This is a genomic window from Amycolatopsis echigonensis (assembly GCF_014174495.1).
In the GTDB taxonomy this organism is placed as follows: Bacteria; Actinomycetota; Actinomycetes; order Mycobacteriales; family Pseudonocardiaceae; genus Amycolatopsis; species Amycolatopsis echigonensis.
The window spans coordinates 1-22,785 of the sequence record NZ_JACJHR010000067.1 but is presented as its reverse complement, the minus strand read 5'-3'; the positions used below and the strand labels follow the sequence as shown (position 1 = coordinate 22,785).

Annotated in this window: 20 protein-coding genes; 8 read left to right on the top strand and 12 right to left on the bottom strand. The window is 70.3% G+C overall.

Going from position 1 to position 22,785, the window contains the following annotated elements; all coding sequences use genetic code 11:
* Window position 1 precedes the first annotated feature (1 nt).
* Window positions 2-1,474: a helix-turn-helix domain-containing protein gene (locus H5411_RS34170; protein ID WP_312878675.1), complete on the bottom strand. Its 1,473-nt coding sequence runs from the start codon at window positions 1,472-1,474 to the stop codon at window positions 2-4.
* A gap of 106 nt (window positions 1,475-1,580) precedes the next feature.
* Here H5411_RS34170 and adh point away from each other — a divergent pair, with 106 nt between their 5' ends.
* A complete protein-coding gene (gene adh, locus H5411_RS34165; RefSeq protein WP_101437597.1) occupies window positions 1,581-3,104 on the top strand; it encodes an aldehyde dehydrogenase in 1,524 nt (507 codons plus the stop codon).
* Window positions 3,104-3,475, top strand: coding sequence for a DUF779 domain-containing protein (locus H5411_RS34160; protein ID WP_183126170.1), 372 nt, complete (start codon window positions 3,104-3,106; stop codon window positions 3,473-3,475). Before adh ends, H5411_RS34160 begins: the two co-directional genes overlap by 1 nt.
* Before the next feature lie 10 nt (window positions 3,476-3,485).
* Here the strand turns inward: H5411_RS34160 and H5411_RS34155 are convergent, their stop codons facing one another.
* Window positions 3,486-4,754, bottom strand: coding sequence for an MFS transporter (locus H5411_RS34155; RefSeq protein WP_183126169.1), 1,269 nt, complete (start codon window positions 4,752-4,754; stop codon window positions 3,486-3,488).
* Window positions 4,751-6,127: a M20 family metallopeptidase gene (locus H5411_RS34150; RefSeq protein ID WP_183126168.1), complete on the bottom strand. Its 1,377-nt coding sequence runs from the start codon at window positions 6,125-6,127 to the stop codon at window positions 4,751-4,753. The genes H5411_RS34155 and H5411_RS34150 overlap by 4 nt, the downstream gene beginning before the upstream one ends.
* A 125-nt stretch (window positions 6,128-6,252) precedes the next feature.
* On the opposite strand from H5411_RS34150, the gene H5411_RS34145 reads away from it, so the two are divergent.
* Both H5411_RS34145 and H5411_RS34140 read left to right on the top strand, forming a co-directional pair.
* On the top strand, window positions 6,253-7,194 hold the full coding sequence (locus tag H5411_RS34145; protein WP_101437600.1) for a LysR family transcriptional regulator: 942 nt from the start codon (window positions 6,253-6,255) through the stop codon (window positions 7,192-7,194).
* A 13-nt stretch (window positions 7,195-7,207) separates the two neighbouring features.
* Window positions 7,208-7,882 (top strand): MOSC domain-containing protein, encoded by a 675-nt coding sequence (locus tag H5411_RS34140; protein ID WP_101441044.1) that lies wholly within the window; start codon window positions 7,208-7,210, stop codon window positions 7,880-7,882.
* On the opposite strand, the gene H5411_RS34135 is transcribed toward H5411_RS34140, so the two are convergent.
* Window positions 7,859-9,430 (bottom strand): beta-N-acetylhexosaminidase, encoded by a 1,572-nt coding sequence (locus H5411_RS34135; RefSeq protein ID WP_167441992.1) that lies wholly within the window; start codon window positions 9,428-9,430, stop codon window positions 7,859-7,861. The two genes, H5411_RS34140 and H5411_RS34135, sit on opposite strands and share 24 nt — an antisense overlap.
* Window positions 9,431-9,548: 118 nt before the next feature.
* Window positions 9,549-11,423 (bottom strand): propionyl-CoA synthetase, encoded by a 1,875-nt coding sequence (locus H5411_RS34130; protein ID WP_101437601.1) that lies wholly within the window; start codon window positions 11,421-11,423, stop codon window positions 9,549-9,551.
* Between the two features lie 394 nt (window positions 11,424-11,817).
* Between H5411_RS34130 and H5411_RS34125 the strand changes: the two genes are divergently transcribed.
* The gene (locus H5411_RS34125; protein ID WP_220817862.1) at window positions 11,818-13,566 is read left to right on the top strand and encodes a protein kinase domain-containing protein; all 1,749 of its coding nucleotides are present in this window, start codon (window positions 11,818-11,820) and stop codon (window positions 13,564-13,566) included.
* 41 nt (window positions 13,567-13,607) lie between these two features.
* On the opposite strand, the gene H5411_RS34120 is transcribed toward H5411_RS34125, so the two are convergent.
* Window positions 13,608-14,174, bottom strand: coding sequence for a class I SAM-dependent methyltransferase (locus tag H5411_RS34120; RefSeq protein WP_101437602.1), 567 nt, complete (start codon window positions 14,172-14,174; stop codon window positions 13,608-13,610).
* Window positions 14,175-14,229: 55 nt separating this feature from the next.
* On the opposite strand from H5411_RS34120, the gene H5411_RS34115 reads away from it, so the two are divergent.
* On the top strand, window positions 14,230-15,009 hold the full coding sequence (locus H5411_RS34115; RefSeq protein ID WP_244194715.1) for an AraC family transcriptional regulator: 780 nt from the start codon (window positions 14,230-14,232) through the stop codon (window positions 15,007-15,009).
* Here H5411_RS34115 and H5411_RS34110 read toward each other — a convergent pair.
* Window positions 14,960-16,528, bottom strand: a complete 1,569-nt coding sequence (locus H5411_RS34110) for a dolichyl-phosphate-mannose--protein mannosyltransferase (protein WP_101437603.1) — start codon at window positions 16,526-16,528, stop codon at window positions 14,960-14,962. The genes H5411_RS34115 and H5411_RS34110 overlap by 50 nt on opposite strands.
* A 54-nt stretch (window positions 16,529-16,582) precedes the next feature.
* Here H5411_RS34110 and rsmI point away from each other — a divergent pair, with 54 nt between their 5' ends.
* Window positions 16,583-17,422 carry a 16S rRNA (cytidine(1402)-2'-O)-methyltransferase gene (gene rsmI / locus H5411_RS34105; RefSeq protein WP_183126167.1) on the top strand — a complete coding sequence of 280 codons (840 nt, stop codon included), beginning with the start codon at window positions 16,583-16,585 and terminating at the stop codon, window positions 17,420-17,422.
* 67 nt (window positions 17,423-17,489) lie between these two features.
* On the opposite strand, the gene H5411_RS34100 is transcribed toward rsmI, so the two are convergent.
* Complete coding sequence (locus tag H5411_RS34100) at window positions 17,490-17,975, bottom strand: QsdR family transcriptional regulator (protein WP_183126166.1); 486 nt, start codon at window positions 17,973-17,975, stop codon at window positions 17,490-17,492.
* A 176-nt stretch (window positions 17,976-18,151) separates the two neighbouring features.
* On the opposite strand from H5411_RS34100, the gene H5411_RS34095 reads away from it, so the two are divergent.
* A complete protein-coding gene (locus tag H5411_RS34095) occupies window positions 18,152-19,111 on the top strand; it encodes a quinone oxidoreductase family protein (RefSeq protein ID WP_101437606.1) in 960 nt (319 codons plus the stop codon).
* A 34-nt stretch (window positions 19,112-19,145) separates the two neighbouring features.
* Here H5411_RS34095 and H5411_RS34090 read toward each other — a convergent pair whose 3' ends face one another.
* The 4 genes from H5411_RS34090 to H5411_RS34075 form a co-directional block, all read right to left on the bottom strand.
* Complete coding sequence (locus H5411_RS34090; RefSeq protein ID WP_101437607.1) at window positions 19,146-20,384, bottom strand: aminodeoxychorismate synthase component I; 1,239 nt, start codon at window positions 20,382-20,384, stop codon at window positions 19,146-19,148.
* Between the two features lie 45 nt (window positions 20,385-20,429).
* Window positions 20,430-21,044, bottom strand: coding sequence for a glycoside hydrolase family 25 protein (locus tag H5411_RS34085; protein ID WP_101437608.1), 615 nt, complete (start codon window positions 21,042-21,044; stop codon window positions 20,430-20,432).
* A 97-nt stretch (window positions 21,045-21,141) separates the two neighbouring features.
* A complete protein-coding gene (locus H5411_RS34080) occupies window positions 21,142-21,906 on the bottom strand; it encodes an ABC transporter permease (RefSeq protein WP_101437609.1) in 765 nt (254 codons plus the stop codon).
* The coding region (locus H5411_RS34075) for an ATP-binding cassette domain-containing protein (protein WP_183126165.1) at window positions 21,896-22,785 on the bottom strand (890 nt) is incomplete at its 5' end. The genes H5411_RS34080 and H5411_RS34075, both read right to left, overlap by 11 nt.

Below are 22,785 nucleotides of genomic sequence, written 5' to 3'. Positions count from 1 at the left end.
ATCAGCCGAGCCGGGCGCGGTGAGTCCGCACCGCGGCCAGTCGCGGATCCGACGGCGAAAGGACCGCGCACAACGCGTCCAGAATCGCCAGATCGTCCGCGCCACAGGAGGTTTCCCAGAACGCCCACAACGTGTCCGCGTCCCGGCTGTTCAGCGCCAGTTGCCGGACCTGCGCGCTGATCGACTCGCGTTCCTCCAGGATCGCGGGCGATTCCGACTCCGCGAGCAGCGGTCCCTGGAACGACCGGACCGCGGCGGCGGCGTCACCGGCACGCAGGGCGGCTTTGGTGCGCAGGAAATCCGCGTCCACTGTGGCCGCGATCCGGTATGGGCGCGTCTGCAACACCCCGGTGCCGAGCTGGGTGCGCAACCGGTGGATCTCGGCGCGCACGGTCACCGGATTGCCAGACTCGCCGTACAGCTGCAGCGCCAGCTTCTCCGCCGACAGGCCGCGCGGCTGCAGCGCGAGCAGGGTCAGCAATTCGGCGTGCCGCAAGGTGAACGGGATGTCTCGACCGTCCACCGTGGTCGATCCAGGACCGTCGGTGAGGTATTCGAGCGACAACTTCCGCCGGGGCGCGGAGCCGGACGTCGCGATCCGGAGGAGATAACCCTCGTCGAGCGGGTCGACGGTGGCGATCCGGCCGTCCGGCAGCGTCACGGTGCCGCCGCCTTTCCGCACCTCCACAGTGGACGGAAGGGTGCACGCCTCGGCGGCCAGCACCCGTCCGCCCGCGGAAAGGAGCGCGCCGGGGCGGCCGCGCAACGACGCCAGATGCGGCATGTTCGCCCGCCGCACCTTCTCGTCACGGACCGCCAGCTGGGCCCGCAGCCGTCCCTCGGCCAGCTGCGCGGTGGCCGTGACCAGCGACAACATCGCCGGATGCACCGTGCGGAGCGGTCCGCTGACGTCGATCGAGCCGAGCAGCGCGCCGGTGTCCGGGTCGCGCACGGGGGCCGCCGCGCAGGTCCACGTGTGATAGCGGCGCACGAGGTGTTCGGCGGAGTAGATCTGCACCGGCTGGCCGGTCGCGAGGGTGGTGCCCATCGCGTTCGTGCCGATCGCCTCTTCGCTCCACCGCGTGCCCTCGGTGAGCGCGACCCGGTCCGCGCGCAGCAGCACGCCGGTCGCGCCCTCGCGCCACAGGATGAGGCCGTTCGCGTCGGTCACGATCATCATGTGCTCGGCGTCGTCGGCGATGCTCACCAGCATCTCGCGCAACAGCGGCAGCACCGGGGCCAGCGGATGCTCCGCGCGCAGGTCGGTGAGCTCGTCCGCCTCGCAGATCAGCGGGGCCTCGCCCGCGTCCGGGTCGACGTGCGCGGCCAGCGAGCGTTCCCACGATTCCGACACCACCGAGCGCGGCGAGCGCGGCGCGGCGGCCCCGGACAGCACCGCCTCGCGGACGTGCCGGAGCAGCTGCGCGTACGACTCCGGGTCGCGCAGCAGGTCGGGTTCGGGCGGCTCTGCCACGTGCTCGAGAGTAGAGACCCTGGTCACAAGGCTGCAACGTCGGCGCAACGTTGCCCGGCCTACGGTCGCCGCCGACCGTCACCGACCAGCAACGAGGCAGGGCAAGATGGCCGTATACGCCGCACCGAACACCGACGGCTCCGTCGTCGACTACGAGACCCGCTACGACCACTACATCGGCGGCGAATACGTCGCGCCGGCCGGCGGGCAGTACTTCGAGAACCCGACCCCGGTGACCGGGAAGACCTTCACCGAGATCGCCCGCGGGACGGCGGCCGACATCGACCGGGCGCTCGACGCGGCCGAGGGCGCCGCGCCCGCGTGGGGCCGCACCTCGCCCGAGGAGCGCGCGAACATCCTGCTCAAGATCGCCGACCGGATGGAGCAGAACCTCGAGAAGATCGCGGTCGCCGAGTCCTGGGAGAACGGCAAGCCGGTCCGCGAGACCCTCGCCGCCGACATTCCGCTCGCGATCGACCACTTCCGCTACTTCGCCGGCGCGCTGCGCGCCCAGGAGGGCGGCATTTCGCAGATCGACGACAACACCGTCGCCTACCACTTCCACGAGCCGCTCGGCGTCGTCGGCCAGATCATCCCGTGGAACTTCCCGCTGCTGATGGCGGTCTGGAAGCTCGCCCCGGCGCTGGCCGCGGGCAACGCGATCGTGCTCAAGCCCGCCGAGCAGACCCCGGCGTCGATCCACCTGCTGCTGTCGATCATCGGCGACCTGATCCCGCCGGGCGTGCTGAACATCGTCAACGGCTTCGGCGTCGAGGCGGGCAAACCGCTCGCGTCGAGCAACCGCGTGCGCAAGGTCGCGTTCACCGGCGAGACCACGACCGGCCGGCTGATCCTGCAGTACGCCAGCGAAAACATCATCCCGGTGACCGTCGAACTGGGCGGCAAGAGCCCGAACATCTTCTTCGACGACGTCGCCGCGGCCAACGACGCGTTCTACGACAAGGCGCAGGAAGGCTTCGCGCTCTTCGCGCTGAACCAGGGCGAGGTCTGCACCTGCCCGTCGCGCGCGCTGATCCAGGCCGGCATCTACGACCGGTTCCTCGGCGACGCGGTCGAGCGCGTGAAGAAGATCAAGCAGGGCAACCCGCTCGACACCGAGACGATGATCGGCGCGCAGGCCTCGAACGACCAGCTCGAGAAGATCCTTTCCTACATCGACATCGGCAAGCAGGAGGGCGCGAAGGTGCTCACCGGCGGCGCGCAGTCCGACCTGGGCGGCGACCTGTCCGGCGGCTACTACGTGCAGCCGACGGTGTTCGAGGGCGACAACAAGATGCGCATCTTCCAGGAGGAGATCTTCGGCCCGGTGGTGTCGGTGGCGAAGTTCGACGACTACGACGACGCGCTGAAGATCGCCAACGACACCCTGTACGGCCTCGGTGCCGGCGTCTGGTCGCGCGACGGCAACACCGCCTACCGCGCGGGCCGCGACATCCAGGCGGGCCGGGTGTGGGTGAACAACTACCACGCCTACCCGGCACACGCGGCCTTCGGCGGCTACAAGGCGTCCGGCATCGGCCGCGAGAACCACAAGATGATGCTGGACCACTACCAGCAGACGAAGAACATGCTGGTCTCCTACTCCGACCAGGCGCTGGGCTTCTTCTGATGCCCCAGCGGGTGGACCTGACGCCGGCCGCCGCCGACCTGCTGCGGCGGCTGGTGTCAGCCCACGGACCGGTGATGTTCCACCAGTCCGGCGGATGCTGCGACGGCAGCGCCCCGATGTGTTACCCAGTAGGCGAATTCCGGGTCGGTTCTCGCGACGTGCATCTGGGTGACCTGACGGTGGAAGGGATCGACGCGGTGCCGGTGTGGATGTCCGGGCCGCAGTTCGAGTACTGGAGGCATACCCATCTGACGATCGATGTGGTGCCCGGACGCGGGAGCGGTTTCTCCTTGGAGGCTCCGGAAGGCGTGCGGTTCCTGATCCGGTCGCGGTTGTTCAGCGACGAGGAATCCGCGGAACTGAACGGATAGCGCCGGCCGCTCACCGGATCCCGCGGGTCCGGTGAGCGGCGAACAACGCGGCGAGGCTCACCGCGGCGGTCGCCACCAGGTAGTAGCCCGGCGAAACCGGCGAGCCGGTGGTGGTGACCAGCGCGGTGGCGATCGCCGGGGTGAATCCGCCGAAGACGCCGACCGCCGTGTTGTAGCTGAAGGCCAGACCGGTCGCTCGCGTCCGCGCCGGGAACGCGTCCGCCATCACCGCGGGCAACGGTCCGAAGTAGACCGCTTTCAGCAAGCCGAGCACGGCCATCGCGACGGCCAGCACGGCGAACGATCGTGCCGACGTGACCCACACGTACAGCGGCACCACGGAAATCCCGATCACCGTCGCCGCGACGGCCATCATCCGGATCCGCCCGTAACGGTCCGACATCAGCCCGGCCACCGGCGGCACCAGCGTGAGCAGCACCGAAGTGATCAGCAGCGCGGCGAACGAGGCCGACGCGTTCAGCCCGAGATTCTTGATCGCGAACGCGGGCAGCGACTGCAGGATGAAGTTCAGCGACGTCGACACCACCAGCGCACCGCCGGCGATCAGCAGTCCGCCCCAATTCCGGCGGAACACCTCGCGCACCGCGGACTCCGGCCGGTCCTCCTTCGGGCGAGGAGCTTCGTCGACGTGCCGGCGCAGGTAGTAGCCGACCGGGCCGACCAGCAGGCCGAACACGAACGGGACCCGCCAGCCCCACGACGTCATCTCGGCCGCGGGCAGCAGCGCGGTCAGCCCGGCGGCGAACGCCGACGACAGCAGCGTCGCCAAACCCTGGCTGGCGAACTGGAAACTGCCGAGGAAGCCCTTGCGCCGGTCGTCGTGCTCGATCAGGAACGACGTCGCCGCGCCGAATTCGCCGCCCGCCGCGAACCCTTGCAGGAGCCGCGCGACGATCACGCCGATCGGCGCGAACACGCCGATCGTGTCGTACCCGGGCAGGATCGCCAGCAGGAAGGTGCCGGCGACCATCAGCCGGATGGTCACCACCAGCGCGCGCCTCCGGCCGCGGCGGTCGGCGTACGAGCCGAGGACCAGCGCGCCCAGCGGCCGGATCAGGAAGGTGATGCCGAAGACGGCGTACGCCTCCACCAGCTGGATGCCGGGATTGTGGCCGGGGAAGAACATTTTGCCGATATAGCCCGCCATCAACGCGTAGACGGCGATGTCGAACCATTCCAGCGCGTTCCCGATGACCGCCGCGGCGACGGCGCGGCGCGTGACGGCACCGCTGCGGGTTTTGGTCGCGGAGGTGCTCATCGAACATCCTTTCCGGACTGGCCGAGGGCGTCGAACAGCGAAGTGGCGAGGACGAGACCTTTACGGGCGATCGGCGCGAGCAGGTGTTCGTCCGGCGCGTGTTGCAGGCAACCCGGGTAGGAGTGCGGCAGCCACAGCGTGGGCAGGCCGAGAATGTCAGTGAAGACGTGGTTCGGCAGCCCGCCGCCGAAACTGGGCAGGGTGGCGAGACCGGTGCCGGCGAGCACGGACTGCGCCCACCGCACCCACGGGTTGTCGACCGGCGTCCGGCTGGCCGGATAGCTCTCCGACAGGCTCACCTCGACCATCGAGAACCCTTGCGCGGCAAGGTGCTTCTCGATCGCCTCGGTCATTCCGTCCAGCGTCGTCCCGGTGACGTAACGCAGTTGTAGCACCGCGCGGGCCCGGCCGGGGATCGCGTTGACCGGACGGTCCACGTCGGCCGCACCGAAGGCGAGTACCTCCAGGGTGTTCCAGCCGTAGAGCCGTTCGGCCGCGCTCAGGCCCGGCGCGCCCCAGCCGGGGTCGGGGACCGGATCGCCCGGGGTGTTCGCGACGACCACGTCGGCGAGCGCCTCGCGCACGGTCTCCGGCAGGTCGCTCGGCAGCAGTTCCGGCACCTGGACCCGGCCGTGTCCGTCGACCAGGGACGAGATCGCTCCGGCGAGCGTCGTGGCGGGGTTGCGCAGCAGACCGCCCCAGTTGCCGGAGTGGTAGGCGTCCGGCCGGAGGTCGACGTCGAGGTTGATCCGCACTCCGCCTCGCGCGCCGAGGAACAGCGTCGGCGTCGCGGCGTCCAGGCGCGGGCCGTCGGAGGCGATCAGCACGTCGGCGGCCAGCAGGTCCCGGTGCTGAGCGGCGAAGTCGGCGAGCCCGGGGGAGCCGATTTCCTCGCCGGTTTCGAAGAGGAACTTCAGATTGAACCCGAGCGCGCCGCGGTGATCCAGCACCAGCCGCAACGCGGTGAGGTTGACCAGGTGCTGGCCCTTGTTGTCGGCGGCGCCGCGGCCGTACCAGCGCTCGCCGTCCGCGGTCAGCGTCCACGGGTCGCGGTCCTCGCTCCACTGGCCGGCGTGCCCGTCGACCACGTCGGCGTGCCCGTAACACAGCAGTGTCGGCAGCTCAGGCGATTCCGTCCGGGTGCCGACGAGGAACGGCCCGCCGCTCGGATCTGGGTTCGGGAAGGTCTCGACCGTGCAGCCGAGCGTCGTCAACGCGGGAGCCAGCACCTCGTCCAGGTATGCCGATACGGCAACCCGGCCGTCCGGACTGGTGCTCACCGTCGGATAGCTGACCATCCGGGCCAGTTCGGCGAAGAACGCGCCCGAGTCCACCTGGTCCCGGGCTTTCGCGAGCAATTCGGTCGGTGTCACGGGCGCTTCTCCCGAAGTCGGTGCCAGCAGTCCGGGCAGCGTAAGCTGCGCCGATACGTCCTGACCATTGCCGATTGGGCGGGTTGTCGTTCTCATTTCGGCAAACCAGACCGAAGGGCGCTGCGATGCACCTCCTGCCAGCCGGGCTGACTTACTTCCTCGAGGTCGCCCGCACCGGGTCGGTGACCGAGGCGGCGGCCGCGCTCACTGTCGCGCCGTCGGCGATCAGCAGGCAGATCGCGAAACTCGAAACGTCGATCGGCGTGCCGCTGTTCGTCCGGCATCCGCGCGGCATGCTGCCGACCGAAGCCGGGAGCTTGCTGCTCGATTACCTGCGCCGCACCGAAGCCGAGTCCGCGGCGCTGCTCGGCGAACTGCGTTCCGGCCGCGCCCGGCAGGCCCGGACGCTGACCGTGGCGTGTTCTGAAGGATTCGCCCGGCGCGTCGTGCCGCAGGCGATGGCGCAGTTCCGGGAGGACCATCCCGAAGTGGCGTTCCGCCTCGAAGTCGTCGGCCGCGAGGAGGCGACCCGCCGGGTGCTGGAGGGTTCGGCGGACGTCGCGGTGACCTACGCGACCGGTTTGCAGCGCGGCGTGCGGGTGGAAAGCGCGGTGGTGGTGCCGGTGTACGCGATCGTGCCGATCGGCCATCCGCTGGCCGGTCGCGACCGGCTGAGCGTGGCCGACCTGTGCGAGCACCCGATCGCGCTGCCCGTCCCCGGGCAAAGCCTGCGGGAGCTGCTGGACATCGCCCTGCGCATCGAGGACCGGACGGTGAACGGGGTCCTGGAGTGCGGCGAACTGGCCCCGCAGTACGAGTTCGTCCGGCGCGGCGGCGGCATCGCGCTGGTCGGCGGCCTCGGCGACCCGCACGAGGACGCGGCCGCGGAGGGCGTCGCGTACGTGCTCGTGGACAACCCGGTCTTCCGGAAGCGGGAGGCGCAGGTACAGACGATGGCCGGACGATCCCTGCCGCCGGCGCTGACCCGGTTCACCGCGGTGCTGACGACGCTCGTCCAGGCTCCGCCGCCGGGAAAACCGGGGGAAACGCCGTCCCGCTCTTGCTAGGTTCGGAGCCATGCTGTCGCTGAACGAAGTCTACGTCGGAGAACCCGCGGTGCTCGGTCTTCGACGGGACACGCCGGTCCTGAGCGCCATCCGCAAAACCCGGGTCGACGCACCGGAACTGGCGCTGTCCGAGCTCAACCTGAACGGCGACCGGCAAGCCGACCTCACCGTGCACGGCGGTCCGGACAAGGCCGTCTACGTCTACCCGGCCGAGCACTATCCGTCCTGGACCGGCGAGGGCTACGACGTCGCGCACGGCGATTTCGGCGAGAACCTTTCCGTGCGGGGCATGCTGGAGGACGAGACCCGGATCGGCGACGTCTGGGCGTGGGGCGACGCGATCGTGCAGGTCTCGCAACCGCGCAACCCGTGCTTCAAGCTGGCCATGCGCACCGGCCGCAAGGACGTCGTGCCCGCGATGATCAGCACCGGCCGGTGCGGCTGGTACCTGCGCGTGCTGCGGCCGGGCACGGTCCCGACCGCCGGGCCCCTCGACCTGATCGAACGGGCCGAGGAGCCGACCGTCAGCGAGGCGTTCCTCGCGTCCTCGGCGAACTACGCGCAGCAGGACGTCCGGGAGCTGGCCGAGCGGGTGCTGGCCAGCACCGCGCTGCCGAAGACCTATCTGGCGATGATTCAGTCCAAAGTGGACCGCACGCGGGAGCTACCTCCAGTCGACCTGCGGTGAGCGGTAGAAGTCGATTCCCTGCGCTTCCCAGCGCGGTGCTTGCTTGGCGATGCGCTGCCGGTAGCCGTCCCAGGCCCGGGCCGACTTAGGCGACCAGCCGATCTCCGCGATGCCGGGCAGGCGCGGGAAGGCCATGTACTCGATGTCGTCGCTGGTCCGGATGGTTTCCGTCCACAGTGGAGCTTCGACCCCGGCGACCGACTTCTCCCCGACGCCGGGAACGAGCGTCGCCGGGTCCCATTCGTACGCGTCGCGGACTTCGACCAGGCCAGCCCAATCCTGGCCCAGTTTCGTCGATTCCGTGTACTTCATGTCGAGATAGGCGTGATTGGCGGGAGACATGACGAACTTGTTCCCGCGTGCCGCGGCGGCGGCCACGTCCGCGTTCGGGCCGCCCTGGTCCCAGTACTGCGGCACGGCGGACGTCGGCAACGGCGTCTTCGCGATTTCGTGCCAGCCGGTGATCAGCTTGCCGTACTTGGCGACCATCGGGCTTACCTTCTCGTAGAAGGTTTTGTAGTCCGCGGCGGACGTCGAATGCGCTTCGTCGCCGCCGATGCCGAGGTATTTGCCGGGGGTGATCGCGGCGAGCTCGCGGATCACGTCTTCCACGAATCGGTACGTGGTGGGCGAATTGATGCACAGCGAGCTGTACCCGACCTCGATGTCCGTGCGCGGCGGGACTGCCTCGCCGTCGCAGTTCAGCTCCGCGTACACCGACTGCGCCGCGTTCGTGTGTCCGGGCATGTCGATTTCCGGCACGACCGTCAGGTGTCGGCTCGCGGCGTACGCGACGATGTCGCGGTACTGCTCCTGCGTGTAGTAGCCGCCCGGGTCGCCGTACGCCGCGGTTTTGCCGCCTTCGGTCGCCAGCCGCGGCCAGCTCTTGATTTCGATGCGCCAACCCTGGTCGTCGCTGAGATGCAAGTGCAGCGTGTTGACCTTGTACTGGACGATCTGGTCGATGTACTTCTTCACCTGCGCGGGCGTGAAGAAATGCCGCGCGACGTCGAGCATCGCGCCGCGGTGGGCGAAGCGCGGGTAGTCGAGCACGCTGCCGCCGGAGATCGTCCACGTGCGGTGCTGCACGGTCTTCGCCTCGATCGCCGACGGCAGCAGCTGCCGCAGCGACTGGACGCCCTCGAACAGTCCGGCGGCGGTGTTGGCGCGCAGCCGGACGTCGTTCTTCGTGACGTCGAGCTGGTATCCCTCGTCGCCGACGCGCGGGTCGGCGTGGCCGAGGTCGAGCGAGATCGCGGACAGCCCCGGGCTCGCCGGGACGACCGGCAGCGGGAATCCGGTCGCGGGCCGCAGCAAGCCGCGCAGGTACGCGGCGACGTCACCGGCGCCGCGCCCGGCTCGGATCACGGTCAGCGGCGTGAGCCGGAAGGTGTCCGCCTTCGCCACAGCGTGCACCGGCACCGGCACGAGATCGGTGACCTGCCGTTCGCCGGCCGCCGGACTCGCCGTGGCCGGCCCGGGCGCTCCCACCGCGGCGAGCCCGAGCACAGCCACCCCAAGCACGGCCCTGGACAGGGTCTTCCTCACGGCATACCTCCGGTCGCGTCGCGGAGAAGGCGGACCTCAAGAGGTATAGACCACTGCGGTGCCGCTGACAACGCCCGAAAGGGTCGGCCGGCGATGCGTGTCCCGTTCGCCGGGATGCTCAGGGCCGCAGGATCGCCCGCAGCGCGTCGAGCACCGACGGATCCTCGATCGTCGACGGAACCGCCTCGTCGCGGCCGTCCGCGATACCGCGCATCGTCTTGCGCAGGATCTTCCCCGAACGCGTCTTCGGGAGCGCGCTGACCACCGAGACGTCCCGGAACGCCGCCACCGGCCCGATGTCCCGGCGAACCAGCGCGACCAGCTCGTCCCGGAGCTGGTCCTCGGGCACGTCCACACCGGACTTCAGCACCACGAAACCACGCGGCACCTGCCCCTTCAGCTGGTCCGCGACCCCGATGACCGCACACTCCGCGACCGCTGGATGCGACGCCAGCACCGCCTCCATCGACCCGGTCGACAGCCGGTGCCCGGCCACGTTGATCACGTCGTCGGTGCGGCCCATGACGAAGAGGTAACCGTCCTCGTCGAGGTAGCCCGAGTCGCCGGTCAGGTAATAGCCGGGGTAGCGCGACAGGTACGCCTCGCGGTAGCGCTCGTCGTCGCCCCACAGCGTCGGCAGCGAACCCGGCGGCAGCGGCAGTTTCAGCGTGATCGCACCCTCGCGGCCAGCCGGAAGCTCCTCGCCCGCCTGGTCGAGAATGCGCACGTCCCAGCCGGGCACCGGCTTCGTCGCCGACCCGGGTTTGACCGGCATCGGTTCGAGACCGCGCGGATTGGCCGCGATCGGCCAGCCGGTTTCGGTCTGCCACCAGTGGTCGACGACCGGCGTGCCGAGGATGTCGTGCGCCCAGTGGTAGGTCTCCGGGTCGAGCCGCTCGCCCGCCATGAACAGGGTGCGGAACTGGGACAGGTCGTACTTTTTGAGCTCGTCCGCGTCCGGGTCCACCTTCTTCACCGCGCGCAACGCCGTCGGCGCGGTGAAGAGCGCCTGCACGCCGTGCTCGGAGATGACCCGCCAGAACGCGCCGGCGTCCGGAGTTCCGACGGGTTTCCCCTCGTACAGCACAGTTGTCGCGCCGATCAGCAGCGGCGCGTAGACGATGTACGAATGCCCGACGACCCAGCCGACGTCGGAGGCCGTCCACCACACGTCCCCGGCGTGGATGTCGTACAGCGCGCCCATCGACCACGCCAGCGCGACCGCGTGCCCGCCCGTGTCGCGGACCACGCCCTTCGGCCGCCCGGTCGTGCCGGACGTGTAGAGGATGTACAGCGGGTCGGTCGCCTTCACCGGAACCGGATCCGCCGGGTCGGCGTCGGCGACGAGGTCGGACCAGTCGAGGTCGGTGCCGGAAAGCTCCGCGCGTGCCTGCTCGCGCTGGAACACCACGACGTGCTCCGGCTGGTGTTCGGTGGTCTCGAGAGCGGCGTCGATGATCGGCTTGTACTCGACGATCCGCGTCGGCTCGATCCCGCACGACGCGGCGAGGATCAGCTTCGGCTTCGCGTCTTCGATCCGCGCGGCCAGCTCCTTCGGGGCGAACCCGCCGAACACCACGGAGTGCACCGCGCCGATCCGCGCGCAGGCGAGCATCGCGATGACGGCCTGCGGAATCATCGGCAGGTAGAGGATCACGCGATCACCGCGGGTGACGCCGAGCGACGCGAGCGCGCCGGCGAAGGTCGCGACCTCGTCCCGCAGCTCGGAGTAGGTGTAGCGGCGTTTGCGCCCGGTGACCGGCGAGTCCCAGATCAGCGCGTCCTGCGAGCCGCGGCCGCCGTCGGCGTGCCGGTCGAGCGCGTTGTAGGAGGTGTTCAGCTCGCCGTCGGGATACCAGCGGTAGAACGGCGCGGCGGACGAATCGAGCGCGCGGGTGGGCCGCTTGGTCCAGTCGATCGCCCGGGCGGCTTCGAGCCAGAAGTGCTCCGGGTCGTCCAGGCTGCGCCGATACGTCTCCGTGTACGCGCCCACGAGGTCTCCTTTGACGTCTGACGGCCGAATCTGCCCTCATGATGGCCTTTCCCGCGGCTGGTCGCAGGTCAGCGGGGCCGCACCTGCCCGACCTGCTCGGCGCGACGGCTTCCGGCAGGCTGGTGATCGAGGCGAGGCGCAGCAGGCGTACTGGTCGCCGGCAGGACGTGACCCTCCCCAGGCATCACCACGCGGGACTGTGTTCGTGCGGACGCGGAACGTAGCGCGGGGAGCGCCGCCGCACGGGCGAGTTGATCGAGTCGGGTGCGGCCAGCGGAGATCGTCGGCCCGGCAAGATCGATGCAGTGGATCACGTTCCCGGCGCGACCCGGCAACCCCGCGGAGGCCGCGTGCGTCCTAAGCTGGACCGTGGGGATCGGCCGCGCAGCGGCACATGGGCAACACTGACAGTGAGGGGAACCAGCCGGTGAGCGGAATCGCGAGCGCGCTGCTCTCGTTCGCGCACACCTTGTTCGGCCCGGGGTTCTGCCCGGGCGACTGGGTGTGGGCGACGACCACAGCGGGTGCGCTCGTCGCGCTCTTCCCGGCGGCCGGTGCGCTGATCGTGGCGATCGTGCGCAAGGGGACCGGCAACCGGTACGACACGACCACGCTCACCGTGTTCGGGCTCATCGGCGTGATCAGCGTGCTGGTGCTGCCGTGGCTGATGGCGTCGGGCATCTCGGAAACCTTCCGCGCGGCCAACGCGGGCCAGGCGAGCGGACTGTCCGGCGGGGCCTCGCTGAGCACGAACTACTGCTCGTTCATCGGCACGCAGAAGACCTACCTCGGCGGCGGGTCGAACGTCTTCGAGACGCTCTTCTACCCGCGCGGCCTCAAGCTCGCCTACGTGCTTTACCTGCTCGCCTTCACCGTGCTGCCGGTCGGTTCGCTGCTGTTCGTGATGCTGCAGGCACGCACCGCATTCCGCCGCGGGCCCAAGTGGCCGTCGCGGTTCTTCTGGATTCCCTTCGTGGTCATGGCGGTCGCGACCGCGGGCATGTCGGCCAACACCGCCGTGCACTTCTGGCTCGGATTCCTGCCGTTCAGCGTCCTGGGGCTGATCCCGGTCGCGCTGGTCGGCCCGCCTCCGTGGTCGGTGATCAACCGGCCGGAGCCGCGCCGCGACGAACCGCCCGCCGTGCCGCCGCCGTCGCGCCGGGAGCCGTTGCCGCCGCCTCCGCCGCCGCAGAACAAGCCGTACCCCGCCACTGCGCTCGCGTCCGCTCCGGAGCCGCCGCCCGCCGGGATGCTGGCCGCCGCGCCCGGCGCGATCCCGCCGCCGCCCGGTTCGCGCAACGCGGGAAGCAGCCGGTACCGGCGCGTCCGCCAGCTCGGGCACGGCGGGTTCGGCACGGTCTGGGAAGCCGTCGACACGCAGCTCAACCGCACCGTCGCGCTCAAGATCGCGCACGCGCCCGACCGCGACACCGAGGAGCGCATGCAGCGCGAGGCGCGGGCGCTGGCCGTGGTGAACCACCCCAACTGCGTTCGCGTGTACGACCTGGTCGAGGAGCCGGACGGGCTCGCGCTCGTGATGGAGTACCTGCAGGGCCGCCCGCTCGCCGAGGTGGTCGACGCACAGGGCCCGATCGACGACGTCGCCGCGGGCCGGCTGTGGTCGACGATGGCGGGCGCGCTGGTCGCCGCGCACGAGCGGGGCGTGCTGCACCGCGACGTGAAACCGTCCAACGTCATTCTCGACCCGGCGGGCATCGCGCACCTCATCGACTTCGGCATCGCCCGCAGCCAGGGCGATTCCAAGATGACCGCCACCGGGATGATGATCGGCACGCCCGATTTCGTCGCACCGGAACAGGCGATGGGCTCCCCGGCGAGCCCGGCGTCGGACGCCTGGCAGCTCGCCGCGACGGTCAGCTACGCGCTGTCCGGCCAGCCGCCGCGCGGCACCCGCGAGACGCCGATGGCCGCGCTGATGGCCGCGGCCCGGGCCGATCCGGTGACGCACCTGCCGCAGCGTTCGGTGCACGCGCGGATCCTGGCTGCGTCGCTCGATCCGGAGCCGCGCCGCCGTCCGACGCTGAACTCGGTGCGCCGCGAGGTCGACGGCTGGCTGAGCCGGTCGGGCAAGGCGCTGGACGGGCCGGTCACGCAGATCGTGCCGCGCCGCTCACCCCGCTGAGTCTCGTGAGTGGTGATCACGGTTCTCACCGGGATTGGCACTCACGAAGGCTTCACGGCGGAAAACTCCAGCCGCTTCCGCTCCGTCCCCACGCGCACCTGCTCGAACCCGGCCGCCGCCAACCGGCTGGGCAGGGTGTCCGCGTCGAGGACGTTCATCGTGTCCCCGAGGTGCAGCAGCCGGAATCCGAAGCTGAGCTGACTGTCCACGCCGCAGTAGGCGCCGCCGGGCCGCAGCACCCGGAACGCCTCGGCGAAGATCCGGTCCTGCAGGTCGTCGGTCGGCACGTGGTGCAGCATCGTGAAGCACACGACCGCGGAAAACCGGCCGTCCTCGAACGGCATTTCCGCGCCGCTGCCCTCGACGATGCCGGCCCGGTCGCCGTATTTCTCCCGCAGCAGCCGGGTCGACGCCGGGTCGATTTCCAGAGCGGTCACCCGAGGGAGAGCGTCGACCAGCACCCGCGTGGTCGCCCCGAAACCAGGCCCGATTTCGAGCACGTCGTCGCCCAGTTCGAACCGGGCGAGCCAGTCCGGCAGCACCTCGGCCACCGCGGCGGCCCACTTCTCCGAGCTGCAGAGCTTGCGGTGCATCAGGTTCATCGGCATGGCCTCGACGCTAGGGAGACGCCGCGCTGACTGGAAGACGATAGGCTGTCACGTCATGTCGCAGTACGGTCAAACCGGCGCGATGCTGCTCGGCGACCTCCCGATCGCGGCCGGAGCCTGGTTCCCCTGGCACGAACATCCGGCGCATCAGCTGGTGTGGGCCGCGAGCGGGGTCGCCGCGGTGATGGTCGGCGACGCGCAGTGGGTGCTGCCGTCCACGCGCGCGCTCTGGATCCCGGCCGGCGTCCGCCATCGCACCGGCGCGGCCGGGAACGTCGAACTGCGCGGTATCTACGCCGATCCGGAGCAGTGCCCGGTCGACTGGCCGTCCCCGCGAATCGTCCTTGTCCGGCCGCTGCTGCGGGAACTGCTCGAGCACCTGTCCGCGGACGGCATCAGCGACGACGCCCGCCGCCGCGCCGAAGCGGTCGCGTTCGACCTGCTGGAGCCGATGGACGTCGCGCCGATCGTGGTCCCCACACCCGCCGACCCCCGAGCCCGGGACGTCGCCGACGCGGTGCTCGCCGACCCCGCCGACTCGCGCGGCCTGGCCGAGCTGGGCCGGGACGTCGGCGCGAGCGAGCGGACGCTGGCCCGCGCGTTCGTCCGCGACTGCCGGATGACGTTCGGCACCTGGCGCACGCAAGCCCGGCTGCGCGCGGCGTTGCCGTTGCTGGCGCGAGGAACGCCGATGACGACCGTCGCGCACCGGGTCGGGTACGCGACGGCCAGCGCGTTCGTCGCCGCCTTCCGCCGGGCGGTCGGGGTGCCGCCGGGTGCCTACTTCAGCGCCACGACGGCAGCCACATTTCCGCCTGCCAATGGTCGTTCGTGATCGGGACGCCGTTGAGGATCGGCCACAGCCAGGCGAAGTTCGCGACCACCAGCCCGACGTAGAGCGACACGACGAGCAGACCGGTGCCCCGGCGCTCGAACCCGCGTTGGGCGCTGCCGAGGATCTGCCCGAGCGCGAGCACCAGGCCGAGCACCAGGAACGGGGCCATCGGCGTGGCGTAGAAGAAGTACATCTGCCGGTCGATGTTGGTGAACCAGGGGAGGTAGCCGGCGAAGTAGCCGGTGAGCACGGCGGCGTAGCGCCAGTCCGCGCGGAAGAACCAGCGCCACAGGCCCCAGCCGAGCATCGGGACGGCCAGCCACCACATCGCGGGCGTGCCGATCAGCATCGTCGCGCCGAGGCAGCGCGATTCGCCGCAGCCGGTGACGTTGCCGTCGTAGTAGTAGAGCATCGGGCGCAGGCCCATCGGCCACGTCCACGGCTTCGACTCCCACGGATGCGGATTGTCCTTGGGCGTCACCAGAGTTTCGTGGAAATGCAGCACGTTGGCCGTGTAGCTGCCGAGCGAGCGCAGCGCGGGCGGGATCCAGCCGAACATGCCCGGGTCGATGTTCTTGATCTCGGTGTAATGCCGGTCCGTCGCGGTCTCGCTGGCGAACCACGCCCAGTACGCCGCCAGGTACATCAGCACCGGCACGACGAGGATCGCCCACAGCGCGGGCGCGACGTCCCGCCGGATCGTGCCGACCCACGGCCGCTGCACGCCCGCCGCGCGCCGGGCCGCGACGTCGAAGAACACGGTGAGCAGGCCGAACGCCGCGATGTAGTACAGCGCCGACCATTTGACGCCGAAGGTCAGGCCGATCATCAGCCCGGCCGCGAACCGCCACCAGCGGAAGCCGAGCTTCGGTCCCCACGGCGACTCGTTGACCCAGCCCTCGCGCACCGCTACGGCCATCCGTTGCCGCACCTGGTCGCGGTCGCAGAGCACGCAGGCGAACGCGGCGAGCACGAAGAACGCGATGAAGATGTCGAGCATCCCCATCCGCGACTGCAGGTGCAGCACACCGTCGCAGATCACCAGCACGCCCGCGATGCCGCCGAGCAGCGTAGAGCGGGTCAGCCGGCGCGCGACGCGCACGGTGAGCAGCACGATCAGCGTGCCGGCCACCGCCGACATGAACCGCCAGCCCCAGCCGTTGTAGCCGAACAGCCACTCGCCCAGCGCGATGAAGTCCTTGGCCAGCGGCGGGTGCACGATCAGCTCGTACCCGGCGTTGTCCTCGTACCCGCCGTTGCGCAGCATCTGCGCGGCCTGGGGCACGTAGTGCTTCTCGTCGAAGACGGGACTGAGGTGGTCAGTGGGAAAGCCCAGATTCTGCATCCGGACGACGCCGCCGATCACGGTCAGCACGATCGTGACGATCCAGCCGCGCAGCCGGTCGGCGGGCATCGCCCGGCCGAGCAGGGTGGCTTCGCGGTCGGTCGGGGGACGGCGCGCGTCGACCGGGTCCGGCCGCACGCTCTCGTCGTCGGCACGGGTCAGCAGCGCGGTCACGGGGCCCGATAGTACGGCCTGATCCACCGGTGGCGTCTGGTTAGGCTGACTGCCATGACTTCTGCGTCCGGACGGCTCGTCCTCGCCGCCACCCCGCTGGGCGATCCCGGCGACGCGTCCGCCCGGCTGATCGAGGCGCTGGGCTCGGCGAATGTGATCGCGGCCGAGGACACGCGGCGCCTGCGCACCCTCGCCTCCGCGCTCGGCGTGTCGCCTTCCGGCCGGGTGGTGAGCTTCTACGAGGACGTCGAGACTGCCCGGCTGCCGAAGCTGCTGGAGGCGCTGCGCGACGGTGAGACCGTGCTGGTGGTGACCGATGCCGGGATGCCGAGTGTGTCCGATCCGGGCTTCCGGCTCGTGGCCGCGTGCGTCGAGGAGGCCCTGCCGGTCACCTGCCTTCCCGGCCCGTCGGCGGTGACGACGGCGCTCGCGCTGTCCGGGCTGCCGTGCGACCGGTTCTGCTTCGAGGGCTTCGCGCCGCGCAAGCCTGGCGAGCGGACGAAGTGGCTGGCGGAACTGGCTGCGGAGCGCCGGACGGTGGTGTTCTTCGAGTCGCCGCATCGGGTGGCTTCGCTGCTCTCGGACGCCGCTGCCGCGTTGGGCGAGTCGCGGCGGGCCGCGGTGTGCCGGGAGCTGACGAAGACGTACGAAGAGGTCAAACGCGGCACCCTTGCGGAGCTGGCGGAGTGGGCGGCGGACGGGGTGCGCGGCGAGATCACGGTGGTGCTGGAGGGCGCGACGCCTCGGCAGGTGGAGGTATCGGACCTGGTGCCGGAGGTGGCGGACCGGGTCGCCTCGGGGGAGCGGCTGAAAACGGTGGCGGCCGAGGTGGCCGGTGCGGCGGGGGTGTCCACAAAGGAGCTTTACGCGGCGGTGCTTGCGGCACGGAAGTGAGTCAGCTTCGGGGGTGTCTGCGGCCACGTGGTGTTCGCAGAGGACGGCCTGGAGCGAACACCCGTCTCTAGTAGGCACTCCCGCCGCGGAGAAGCATTTTCGCTGCCACCAAAGCCTTTTCCGCGTCGGGCTCTTCCCCGGTGATCGCGTCCGTGTAAATAAACGACTCGCCGACCCGCACCAGCAGGTACGCCAGATCCGTCACCGGCAGCGGCGACTCCAATCGGCCCGCTGCGAGCTCGTCCGACAGCAGCGCGGACACCTTCTCAATGGTGCGCGACTGCACCAAACTCGCCTTGGTCGTCAACAACCTCAGTGCGCGCTCCGGCTCCCGCCGCAAAAACGCGCGGAACGGCGGGGACGCGTTGACCGTGCGCACGAACGCCCCGATCGCTTCCGCGATGCCGTCCCCGCCGCGGCCCGCATAACTCACGTTATCCAGCACCGCCGCCGTTTCCGCCCACAGGATTTCGCTCAGGAGGTGGTCTCGGCTGCCGACCCAGCGGTGCAGGGTCGCGCGGCTGACGCCGAGGTCGCCGGCCAGGTCTCGCATGTCGACGCGGTCTCCGGCGAGGAACCGGGCGCGGGCAAGACGGAAGGCCGCGACGGCGTCGGGTCGCGAGGCGCGGGCGGACAGTGGCGTGTCGATGGGTGAGACGTTAGCAGAGAGTGTCGCAGGAATGAGACATGTGGCAGGATGTCTCACCGAGAGCGAGAGGAGCCGCGGAGATGCGTGCTGTGCAGGTGACCGAGTTCGGCGGTCCCGAGGTGCTGAAGCCGGTCGAGCTGCCCGATCCGGTGGCCGGGCCGGGGCAGGTGCTGATCGAGGTCGACCGCGTCGGGCTGAATTACGCGGACACGCATCAGGCGGAGAACTCGTATCTCGCCCCGAGCAAACTGCCGCTGGTGCCGGGCGGCGAGGTCGTCGGCCGCACGGCGGACGGCAAGCGGGTGGTCGCGCTGCTCAATGACGGCGGCGGTTACGCCGAGCGCGTCGCGGCCGACGAGGCCATGACGTTCCCGGTGCCGGACGGCGTCGACGATCTGAACGCGCTCTCGATGCTGGTCCAGGGCGCGACCGCGTGGATCATGCTGCGCAAGAACGCTCACCTCGAACCCGGCGAGTCCGTGGTCGTGCACGCCGCGGCGGGCGGGGTCGGGTCGATCGCGGTGCAGCTCGCGAACGCGTGGGGCGCGGGCCGGGTCATCGCGACCGCGAGCAGCGAGGAAAAGCGCGCGCTGGCGATCGAACTCGGCGCGGACGTCGCGGTCGATTCCCGCGCGGAGAACATGACCGAGGTGCTCCGGGAAGCCAACGACGGCAAGCGGGTCGACGTCGTCCTCGACATGGTCGGCGGCCCGACGACCGACCAGAGCATCGCCGCGCTCGCCCCGTTCGGCCGTCTGGTGTTCTACGGGATGGCCGGCCGGCGGTCGCCGAAGCCGATCGAGCTGCGCAATCTTCTCGGCCACAGCACGACCGTCGCCGGGATGTGGCTGCCGCATGTGTTCCGCCTGCCGGGCAACGTTTTCGGCACCGCGCTCAGCGAGCTGTTCGCGATGGTGCAGGACGGGAAGCTCCGCGCGATCGCGGGCGGCGAGTACGCCTTGGCGGACGCGCGGAAGGCACACGAGGCGCTGCGTTCCCGCGGCACGACGGGCAAGCTGCTGCTCGACCCGCGCCGATAACCCTCGTGAGTGTTGATCACGGTTCTCACCGTGATCAACACTCACGAGGGTTGGCCAGCAGTTCCTCCAACGGTGCCGCTTTGTGCAGGCATTCCTGCCATTCCGCGGCGCTGTCCGAATCCGCGGTGATCCCGCCGCCGACCCCGAGCGCGATCCGGTCCCCGGCGATCTCGAACGTCCGGATCGCCACGTTCAGCTCCAGCCCCGCCAGCGGCGACACCATCCCGACCGCGCCGGTGTACACGCCGCGCGCGGCCGGTTCCAGTTCGGCGATCAGTTCCAGAGCCCGGATTTTCGGCGCGCCGGTGACGGAACCCGGAGGGAATGTCGCCGCCAGGAGCTCGGCGTCGGTCACGCCGTCCGCCAGCACACCCTCCACAGTGGACGCCAGATGCCATACCCCCGGAGCCGGACGCACCGCGAGCAGTTCCGGCACCACGACGCTGCCGACCTCGCACACCCGGCCCAGGTCGTTGCGCACCAGGTCGGTGATCATCACGTTCTCCGCGACGTCCTTCGCCGACTGCCGCAACCGCAGCGCGTTGCCGTCGTCCGCCGGACCGCGGCGGGGCAGCGTGCCCTTGATCGGCGACGACCGCACGCGGCGGCCGTGGCGTTCCACAAACAGTTCCGGCGACAGCGAAACCACCGAACCCCATTCACCGGTGACGTAAGCCGCCCGTCGCGGAGCCAGCCGTCGCACTCCTTCCGCGAACAGCGCGGCGGGCGATCCCTCGAACGTCCCGGTGAACCGCGAGCAGATGTTCGCCTGGAACAGTTCGCCCGCTTCAATCTCGTGGACGCACGCCTTCACCGCCAGCTCGTGCCCAGACGGCCGGTCCAACGCACTAGCGGACCACGCGAACTCCGCCGAACCAGCCAGCGCCCGCTCAATCACGGCAAGCTGCGCGTCGGCGTCCCCTTCGAGCGACTCGAACCAGCACCCGCCCGCCGCGTCCCAGCGCAGCACGTGATCCGCCCAGCCCCAGGCCGACGCGGGAACCCCGGTCGAACGTCCGGACGGATCCGCCGGGTCGTAAGCCAGAAAACCGAACCACCCACCGCCGATGCGCTCGGAAGGACCCGACACCGAAAAATCCGACGGGAACGGACGGGGAGTCACCGCCACGAACGGTGCCACCACCGCCCGCGACCCGAACCAGTCCCCGCACACCGCGGCGGGCTCGGGCAGACCGTGCGCCCGCGCGTACGCGGACAGCAGAACAAGCGCCCGCGAAGGCGTCAGGTCGGTCCGCAGCCGCTGGAAACGCATCGCGCCATTGTGCCGGAAACCGGCGATGACCAGCGGAAAAGGTGATCAGAGCAGCACATCGGACAGCGCGAACGGATAGACCACCGCGTCCTGGGCGACCGGACCGCAGACACCCGGCACTCCTGACGTGAAGGCGTGCTGGTGCAGCCCGAGCCGCGAATGGAACCAGCCGGGCCGCCCGGGAATGCCGTTGTGCCGCACGAGCCACAGCACGACGTCGGAATCGGCCCAGCGGTCCGGGTGCAGGCGATGCGCCCAGCAGTCGTGCCCGGCGTACACGAGCACCCGGCGGATCCGCGCGGCGTGCCGCACGTGCTTGATCCACGCCTTCACGAACCGGTCGTCGACGCTCTGCGCGTCCACCTCGAGCGCGGGGGCGAGCGACCCGGGCGCGAACGCGCCGAGCCTGCTTGCCGTCCGGACGAAATGGTCGGCCTGGTCGTGCACCGCGCCAGGCCGTGCGTAATGCCGGGCCCCGGTGTGGATGCCCGCGTGCTGAGCCGCGGCCAGCGTCCGCTCCGCGCCCGGATCGCTCCAATTGACGTTTTCGCTGATCGTGACCGAGGCGAACCGCACGTCGGCGCCGCGCACCGCCGCCCAATCGAGCACCTGCTCGCGATGAGTGAGCGTGAGTCCGCGCCCGCTCTCCGGTTCCGCCACCTAGCACCCCTGACCAGCCCCACGACGGGTGAAAGGCCACCCTACGTCCGCGGTTCCGGAGCGGGGTGACCTTTCCCGGCGTGTCGATAGGGATTGATCAGGCGTTTTCCCGCTGGAAGGTGCGCGTTCCCCACCACACGGCCAAAACGGCCATGACCAGCACGACCACGCTGCCGGTGAACAGCGCGCCCATCGAGAAGTCGCCGCGGAAGCTGTTGCGCTCCACGTCGACCACGTGCCGGAACGGGTTGATCTGCGAGATCGTGTACAGCCACTTCGGGGCCAGCCCGGACGTGATCGGGATGAGGATGCCGGACAGCAGCAGCAACGGCATCAGCACCGCGTTGAGCAGCGCCGGGAACGCCTCCTCGCTCTTGAGCGTGAGCGCCAGCGCGTAGGAGCAGGACGCCAGCGTGAGCGCGAGCAGGAACACGATCAGCAGGCTCAGCAACACGCCGGCGAACGGTGCGTTCAGATCGAACACCAGGTAGGCGAGCAGGATGATCAGCACCGCCTGCACGGCCGCCTGCAACGCGTTCGCCAGCACCTTCCCGAGCAGCAGCGCGGACCGGTGCACCGGGGTGACGCGCAGCCGTTCGACCACGCCGGACCGGAACTCGGCCAGCAGCCCGAAGCCCACGAACGAACTGCCGAACAGCGCCAGCTGCGCGATCAGCGCGGGCGTGAGCACCATCCAGCCGTCGACCTCGGACATCCCCTGCGCCCCGAGCGACTTCACCAGCAGCGGGCCGAAGAAGAACAAATACAGCAGCGGCTGGGCGAGGCCGATCAGCAGCCAGGCCGGGTTCCGCAGGGCGCCCAACATGTCGCGGCGGAAGATCAGCCAGGTGTCATGCCACACCGGACACCTCCGGTTCCGCCGGCGCGGGCTGCTCGGCTTCGCGCAGCGACCGGCCGGTGAGAGTAAGGAATACGTCGTCCAAGGTCGGCCTCGTGACCTGCATCGAGCTGGTCGGGATCTCCTTGGCGTCGAGCGCGCGCAGCAGCTCCGGCATCGCGGTGTCGCCGCGCGGCACCCGGAACCGGATCGACCCCTCGCGCACGGTGAACTCGTGCGCGCCGGGCAGCTGCCGGGCCAGGTCCGCGGCGGCTTCGGCGGAGCGCGGATCCACCTCGATCGCCACGCCGTCGCCGGAGACTTGCTCCTTCAGCGCGTCCGGATGGCCCTCGGCGACGATCCGGCCGTCGTCGATCACGATCAGCCGGTCGGCCAGCGCGTCCGCCTCGTCGAGATAGTGGGTGGTCAGGAAGATCGTGACGCCCTGTTCCGCGCGCAACCGCCGGATGTGCTCCCACAGGTTCGCCCGGCTCTGCGGGTCGAGCCCGGTGGACGGCTCGTCCAGGAACACCAGTCCCGGCGAATGGATCAGCCCCAGCGCGATGTCGAGCCTGCGCCGCTGACCCCCGGACAGCGTCTTCGTGGCCCGCTGGCCGAGGCCGGTCAGGTCGAGCTGCTCGGTGAGCACCTTGGCGCGCGCGATCGCGTCGGCCTTGCTCATCCGGTACAGCCTGCCCTGCAGCTCCAGTTCCTCGTCCACGCGCACTTCGGGCGCGGTGCCGCCGCCCTGCGCGACGTACCCGATGTTGCGGCGCACCCCCGCCGCGTCGGTGAGCAGGTCGTGCCCGCCGACGGTCGCCGTGCCCGCGGTCGGTTTCAGCAAGGTGGTGAGCATGCGCGGCTCTGTACAAAAGTCGCGAGAACACGGCGGTGCCCTCGACA

What these genes read in the sequence shown, in the direction of transcription:
- adh (WP_101437597.1), top strand. Translation starts at nt 1,581, where the DNA reads ATGGCCGTATACGCCGCACCGAACACCGACGGCTCCGTCGTCGACTAC.
- H5411_RS34160 (WP_183126170.1), top strand. Translation starts at nt 3,104, where the DNA reads ATGCCCCAGCGGGTGGACCTGACGCCGGCCGCCGCCGACCTGCTGCGG.
- H5411_RS34155 (WP_183126169.1), bottom strand. Translation starts at nt 4,754, where the DNA reads ATGAGCACCTCCGCGACCAAAACCCGCAGCGGTGCCGTCACGCGCCGC.
- H5411_RS34145 (WP_101437600.1), top strand. Translation starts at nt 6,253, where the DNA reads ATGCACCTCCTGCCAGCCGGGCTGACTTACTTCCTCGAGGTCGCCCGC.
- H5411_RS34125 (WP_220817862.1), top strand. Translation starts at nt 11,818, where the DNA reads ATGGGCAACACTGACAGTGAGGGGAACCAGCCGGTGAGCGGAATCGCG.
- H5411_RS34120 (WP_101437602.1), bottom strand. Translation starts at nt 14,174, where the DNA reads ATGCCGATGAACCTGATGCACCGCAAGCTCTGCAGCTCGGAGAAGTGG.
- H5411_RS34115 (WP_244194715.1), top strand. Translation starts at nt 14,230, where the DNA reads ATGTCGCAGTACGGTCAAACCGGCGCGATGCTGCTCGGCGACCTCCCG.
- rsmI (WP_183126167.1), top strand. Translation starts at nt 16,583, where the DNA reads ATGACTTCTGCGTCCGGACGGCTCGTCCTCGCCGCCACCCCGCTGGGC.
- H5411_RS34100 (WP_183126166.1), bottom strand. Translation starts at nt 17,975, where the DNA reads ATGCGAGACCTGGCCGGCGACCTCGGCGTCAGCCGCGCGACCCTGCAC.
- H5411_RS34095 (WP_101437606.1), top strand. Translation starts at nt 18,152, where the DNA reads ATGCGTGCTGTGCAGGTGACCGAGTTCGGCGGTCCCGAGGTGCTGAAG.
- H5411_RS34090 (WP_101437607.1), bottom strand. Translation starts at nt 20,384, where the DNA reads ATGCGTTTCCAGCGGCTGCGGACCGACCTGACGCCTTCGCGGGCGCTT.